The sequence below is a fragment of the Blautia sp. Marseille-P2398 genome (assembly GCF_964240315.1).
Classification (GTDB): domain Bacteria; phylum Bacillota; class Clostridia; order Lachnospirales; family Lachnospiraceae; genus Blautia_A; species Blautia_A wexlerae.
In genome coordinates this window covers 1-1,731 of the sequence record NZ_CAXSTD010000039.1, presented here as the reverse complement: position 1 = coordinate 1,731, position 1,731 = coordinate 1, and the positions used below count along the sequence as shown (strand labels likewise).

At 39.5% G+C, this 1,731-nt stretch carries 1 protein-coding gene; it reads left to right on the top strand.

Going from position 1 to position 1,731, the window contains the following annotated elements; translation table 11 throughout:
* The first annotated feature begins 276 nt into the window (after positions 1-276).
* Positions 277-1,491: an IS256 family transposase gene (locus tag ACESZG_RS18835; protein ID WP_009269224.1), complete on the top strand. Its 1,215-nt coding sequence runs from the start codon at positions 277-279 to the stop codon at positions 1,489-1,491.
* Positions 1,492-1,731: the final 240 nt, after the last annotated feature.

The window sequence follows — 1,731 nt, the reverse complement described above, 5'->3', positions numbered from 1 at the left end:
TGAAAAGCGGAGGAGTTAAGAAAGTTTCCTTATTTTGCGTAGATGTCCTTATCGTCTTCAAAGAGTCATAGGTGCGGTTAATACAAAGACCGCATATAGCCGTTTGGATCATTTATCAACTCCGAAGCAGCAATCACTTGTAAGTCATGAGCATATCAAACACAATCACATTACATGCAATTGAAGAATTACACGGGAATATAGCAAAAGATGTGTAAATAGTAAAAAGCGGGTAAGAATGTAGATACGAAACATACTTACAGGAGGAAAAATACTATGAACACATCTTTTATTTCGACAAAGCAGATCAAGGACCTTGTGAATGAACAAAAGTTTACATCAACACAGGACATTATGGAGTGCATGAAAGGCATGTTTGCGGATGTTTTAGAACAGACCTTACAGGCTGAAATGGATCAGCATTTAGGCTATGATCGCGCTGAAAGAACATCTTGTGAAGGGAAGAAAAACTATCGCAATGGCACTGTGAAACGCACAATGAAAACACAATTAGGTGAAGTAGATGTAAACGTACCACGTGATCGTAACGGCGAATTTGAGCCGCAGATCATTGGGAAATATCAGAGAAATGCCGATGGCATCGAGGAGCGCATCCTTTCCTTGTATGCTACTGGAATGTCCACAAGAGATATCAAAGATCAGATTAAAGGACTGTACGATGTAGAGATTTCAGAAGGACTGGTAAGCAAGATCAGCGAGCGCATTCTGCCCGAAGTAACAGAATGGCAAAACAGACCCTTAGAAGCCTTCTATCCATTCATATTTATGGATGCGATCCATTATAAGATCAGAGAAGATCATCAGGTTGTGACCAAAGCAGCCTATGTTGTTTTAGGCATCAACAACGAAGGAATGAAGGAAGTTTTAGGATTGTGGGTAGGTGCGAGTGAATCAGCGAAATACTGGATGGGAGTGCTGAATGAGTTGAAAAGCAGAGGGGTTAAGGATGTTTCCTTGTTCTGCGTAGATGGTCTTACAGGCTTCAGAGAAGCCATAGGAGCTGTCTATCCAAAGGCACGTATTCAGCGTTGTATTATCCATCAAATTCGCAACAGCACACGCTTCGTGAGTTATAAGCATATCAAGGAGTTCATGAGGGATTTAAAAACTGTTTACCAAGCAAATACAGAGGAACAGGCACTGAATCAGTTAGCAATTTTCAAGGATAAATGGGGCAAGCAATATCCAACCGCAGTACGTAGCTGGGAAGAGAATTGGGATATACTAAGCACATACTTTGATTATCCAGTTGAAATCCGCAAAATCATTTACACGACAAATGCGATCGAAGGATTGAACAGACAGTTCAGAAAAGTCACGAAAACAAAGACGGTTTTTCCAAATGATGACAGTTTGAGAAAGATGCTTTACTTGGCTATTCAGAACCTCAGCAGCAAATGGACACAGAGATGTCGAAACTGGGATATGATTCAAAATCAACTTGCCATTATGGAAGCAGTAGAAGCATAATGAGTAAAGATAAAGGCATATAAAAAAATCAGTATAACCCTTGATGAATTGGGCATACTGATAATACATAAACAGATGATGATTAGACATGATTCGTCATCTACTATCTAAACCTGTCGATTTTTACTTACACATAATTCTTCACATTCCCTATCCGCAGACAATTATGGAAAGGGCTTTGTGCAGATTAGACTGTACATTCCCTTTTTTGTTAAGTATAAACTACATAACAGGCTTTAT

Excerpts from the sequence above, each read along its gene's own strand:
- ACESZG_RS18835 (WP_009269224.1), top strand. The coding sequence starts at position 277 with ATGAACACATCTTTTATTTCGACAAAGCAGATCAAGGACCTTGTGAAT.